At 70.3% G+C, this 4,213-nt stretch carries 5 protein-coding genes and 1 pseudogene; all 6 read left to right on the plus strand.

The genetic code is table 11. The features are described from left to right. The first annotated feature begins 142 nt into the window (after positions 1-142). Positions 143-1,225: an MBL fold metallo-hydrolase gene (locus B2U11_RS02840; protein WP_292069830.1), complete on the plus strand. Its 1,083-nt coding sequence runs from the start codon at positions 143-145 to the stop codon at positions 1,223-1,225. Continuing rightward, positions 1,225-1,998, plus strand: a complete 774-nt coding sequence (locus B2U11_RS02845) for an enoyl-CoA hydratase (protein WP_292069831.1) — start codon at positions 1,225-1,227, stop codon at positions 1,996-1,998. The genes B2U11_RS02840 and B2U11_RS02845 overlap by 1 nt, the downstream gene beginning before the upstream one ends. Before the next feature lie 68 nt (positions 1,999-2,066). Further along, the gene (locus tag B2U11_RS02850) at positions 2,067-2,561 is read left to right on the plus strand and encodes a GNAT family N-acetyltransferase (RefSeq protein WP_292069832.1); all 495 of its coding nucleotides are present in this window, start codon (positions 2,067-2,069) and stop codon (positions 2,559-2,561) included. A gap of 43 nt (positions 2,562-2,604) precedes the next feature. After that, on the plus strand, positions 2,605-3,159 hold the full coding sequence (locus B2U11_RS02855; RefSeq protein WP_292069833.1) for a DUF1285 domain-containing protein: 555 nt from the start codon (positions 2,605-2,607) through the stop codon (positions 3,157-3,159). After that, positions 3,156-3,818 (plus strand): CoA pyrophosphatase, encoded by a 663-nt coding sequence (locus B2U11_RS02860; protein ID WP_292069834.1) that lies wholly within the window; start codon positions 3,156-3,158, stop codon positions 3,816-3,818. Before B2U11_RS02855 ends, B2U11_RS02860 begins: the two co-directional genes overlap by 4 nt. An 8-nt stretch (positions 3,819-3,826) precedes the next feature. Further along, positions 3,827-4,213: pseudogene (locus B2U11_RS02865) on the plus strand (CCA tRNA nucleotidyltransferase); the annotation flags it as partial.

Genomic DNA, 4,213 nt, shown 5'->3' on the forward strand with positions numbered 1-4,213 from the left:
GAGCGAAGAGGCGGAACTTCATAAGGTAAACACCTGACTGAGGTCGATGTCGCTGGTTTGGGCTTCACGCGCTCCAGGGTCAAGGCTGGACGATACGGAGGAAGGCATCCAATGTAGAGCGTTTTTAAAGGAGACGCAGATCATGCGGGATGGCCCCGCCGACATCTTGGACCACGACCGACGTTCCCAGCCGCAGTACGTCGACGTCCAGCCGCCGTTGTCGGGCGAGGGAAAAGAGGTCGCGCCGGGCGTGCTCTGGTCGCGCTTCCCGTTGCCGTTTCAACTCGACCACGTGAATGTGTTCGCCCTGGACGACGGCCCGGGATGGACCGTGATCGATACGGGGCTCAGCACGCCGGCTTCGGTCGAGGCATGGGAATCGCTGTTGGCTGGCCCATTGCAGGGGCGGCCGATCAAGCGCGTCGTCTGCACCCACATGCATCCCGATCACATCGGCCTGGCCGGCTGGCTGTGCCGCCGGACGGGCGCCCCGCTGCTGATGTCGCGCACGGAGTATCTGACCGGACGAACGCTGGCCGCCGAGAGCGCGGGAGACGCGCCGCCGGAAGGCGAGGTCTTCTATCGCGCCGCCGGGTGGAGTGATCAGCAGATCACGGCCTGGCGCGAGGGGTACGGCATGTTCGGCAAGGGCGTCAGCCCCCTGCCGCGCGCCTTCATGCGGCTGCAGGACGGCGATGTGCTGAACATCGGCGACGACGAATGGCGGGTGGTGGTCGGCGCCGGACACAGCCCCGAGCACGTCTGCCTGTGGCGAACGTCGGACGACGTCTTCATCGCTGGGGATCAAATCCTGCCGCGCATCTCGTCCAACGTTTCGGTATGGCCCACCGAGCCGGACGCCGATCCGCTGGGCGACTGGATGGACTCCCTGGCGAAGCTGCGTGGGATGTTGCCGGAGCACGCCCTGATCCTGCCGTCGCACGGCGAGCCGTTCCGCGGCGTTCACAATCGTCTGGACGCGCTCAGGCGCGGGCATGAGACGGCGTTGAAACGACTTGAACGGACGTTGCGGAAACCGACTAGGGTGCTGGACGCCTTTCCGGCCGTGTTCGGCCGGGCGGTCGGAGATGCGATGCTGGGCATGGCCACGGGTGAGGCCCAGGCGCATCTCAACTATCTGGAAAGGCGCGGCCGCGCACGGCGGGCGCGCGACAAGAACGGCGTCGACTGGTGGTCGAACGTCGAACGGGACGAGGAAGCCTGATGAGCGAACATATCCGCACCGACCTCGCCGACGGCGTGCTCAGCATCGTTCTGGCGCGCCCCGACAAGAAGAACGCCATCACACAGGCCATGTACGCCGCCCTGTCGGCGGCGACCGAGCGGGCGCGCACCGACGCCGACGTCCGGGCGGTGCTGCTGAAGGCCGAGGGCGACAGCTTTTCGGCCGGCAACGACATCGGCGACTTCATCGCCATCGGGTCGCAGACGGAACAGCCCTTCGACATGGCGGTGTTCCGGTTCCTGAAGGCCCTGGCCGACCTGGACAAGCCGCTGGTGGCGGCCGTCAGGGGGCGGGCGGTCGGAATCGGCCTGACCATGCTGCTGCATTGCGACATGGTGGTCGTGGCCGAGGACGCCCTGTTGTCCGTGCCCTTCGTAAACCTGGCCCTGGCCCCCGAAGCGGCGTCCAGCCTGCTGCTGCCGGCGGTGGTCGGTCATCAGCGGGCCTTCGAACTGTTCGCCCTGGGCGAGGCCATCGACGGGCGGACGGCCCTGGCCTGGGGCCTGGCCAATCGGGCGGTCCCGGCCGATCGGGTCGATGAGACGGCCGCCGCCCTGGCCGCCGCGCTGGCGACCCGCGCGCCCAACTCAATCCGCAAGACCAAGCGTCTGATGCGCGACGCCGAGGCCCTGTGGGCGCGGATGCAGAGCGAGGGCGAGGCGTTCGGCTCGCAGATGAAGAGTCCCGAGGCGATGGAGGCCTTCATGGCCTTCACCCAGAAGCGGGCGCCGGACTTCACCAAGGCGGGCTGAGGCCACCTATCGCGCCTTGATTTGGCGCCGCTTTGGTCCTAGGTGCGCGCGCCCCCACCGGAGCGCCCATGTCGCACGCCCTCGTCCTGCCCGCGGCCCCCAGCCGCATCGACGCCGAGACCCCAGCCGACGCCGAAGGCGTGGAAGCGCTGGTCATCGCCGCCTTCGGGCCGGGCCGTTTCGCCAAGACGGCCGAGCGTCTGCGCGAGGGCTCGGTCCCCGCGGCGGGTTTCGTGGCGCGTCAGGACGGCCGGGTGATCGGCTCAGTCCGGCTGTGGCCGATCACGGTCGGCGACACGCGCGCGCTGTTCCTGGGGCCGATCGCCGTGGACAAGGCCGCGCGCAGCGACGGCCTGGGCGCCGAACTGGTGCAGGCTTGCGTCGAACAGGCGCATCGAATGGGTGTGGGCGGCGTGCTTCTGGTCGGCGACCGGCCCTATTTCGAGCGGTTCGGCTTCCGGCCCGCGCCCCAGGCGATGTTGCCGGGGCCGGTGGATCGGCGGCGGGTCCTGTGGCTGGGCGCGGGCGTCGAAACGGTCTGCGGGGCCGTTCGCATCGGCTGACGCCTTTTCGAGGCCGTGCGTCCGGCCTAAGTCATGGTCGCACATGACGAACACGCCAAAAGCCAGAGGCGGCCTTCAAGCCGTCACCGAGGCGGCCCGCCAGGCGCCGGGGCGCGGTCTGCCGCCGGTGCATCTGTGGAACCCGCCGCATTGCGGAGAGATCGACATCGTCATCCGCACCGACGGCGTGTGGATGCACGAGGGATCGCCGATCGGGCGCGAGGCGCTGGTGCGGTTGTTCTCAACGGTGCTGCGCAAGGATCCGGACGGCTATCATCTGGTCACGCCGGTGGAGAAGTTGCGGATCGGGGTCGAGGACCTGCCGTTCCGTGCGGTGGCGATGCGCCGGGAGGACGAGGCGCTGATCTTCATCACCGACGTCGGCGACGAGGTTCGCGCCGACGCGGACAATCCCGTGGTGGTCGAGACCGACGCCGCGACGGGCGAGCCCCGGCCGCGCGTCCATGTGCGGCGCGACCTGTGGGCGCGGATCGCGCGGCCGATCTTCTACGACATGGTGGAGGCGGCCGAGGCGGCCGGGGGGCGGTTGGTGCTGCGCTCGGCCGGCCAGGCGTTCGACCTAGGGGCGCTGTCGTGAGCCTGGAGACGCTGAAGGCGCGACTGGTGGAGCGGCTGGCCCCGATCGACAGCTGGCGGCCGGGCGTTCGGCCCGCGCGGTCCGACTTCGACCTGAACCCGACGATGAATCGGATCGCGGCCGAGCTGAGGCCCGCGGCGGTGCTGGTTCCCGTCATCGCTCGCGCCGAGGGGGCGACGGTGCTGTTGACCCGCCGGGCCGACACCCTGGCCAGCCACACCGGCCAGATCGCCTTTCCTGGCGGCCGGCTGGACCCCGGCGAGGACGCCGTGACCGCCGCCCTGCGCGAGGCGGACGAGGAGGTGGCGATGAACCCGGCGGCGGTGGAGGTGCTGGGCCTGTCGGACGCCTATGAGACCGGCACGGGTTTTCTGGTGACGCCGGTGGTGGGCTGGCTGCACGAGCCGCCCCGCGTCACGCCGTCGCCGGACGAGGTGGCCGAGGTGTTCGAGGCGCCGTGGGACTTCCTGATGGACCCGGTGAACCATCGCCGCGACTATTATGATCAGGAGAACGGGCCGCGCCGCTGGTTCTGGGCCATGCCGTGGGGCGAGCGCTACATCTGGGGGGCGACGGCGGGGATATTGAAGGGGCTGCACGCGCGGCTGTATGGCGACGAGGCCGCGCCCGGCGCTGCCGCCGGCGAGGATGCGGCGTGACGGCCTCCATGGCGGATCAGCCGTGGCTGCGCGCGGCCTCGACGCGGGCGGTGATGGCGGCGCTGGCGGCGGCGGGCGGCAACGACTGCGCCCGCTTCGTCGGCGGCTGTGTGCGCAACAGCCTGATGGGCCAGCCGGTCGACGACATCGACATCGCCACCCGACTGAGGCCGGAAGAGACGATCCAGGCGCTGCAGGCGGCGGGCCTGAAGGCCGTGCCGACGGGCGTCGAGCACGGAACGGTCACGGGCGTGTCGGGGCGCCGGCCCTATGAGATCACCACCCTGCGGCGCGACGTGGAGACGGACGGGCGGCGGGCGGTCGTGGCCTTCACCGAGGACTGGGCCGAGGATGCGGCGCGGCGGGACTTCCGGCTGAACGCCCTCTACGCCGAT

Source organism: Brevundimonas sp. UBA7534 (genome assembly GCF_002479325.1).
GTDB lineage: Bacteria > Pseudomonadota > Alphaproteobacteria > Caulobacterales > Caulobacteraceae > Brevundimonas.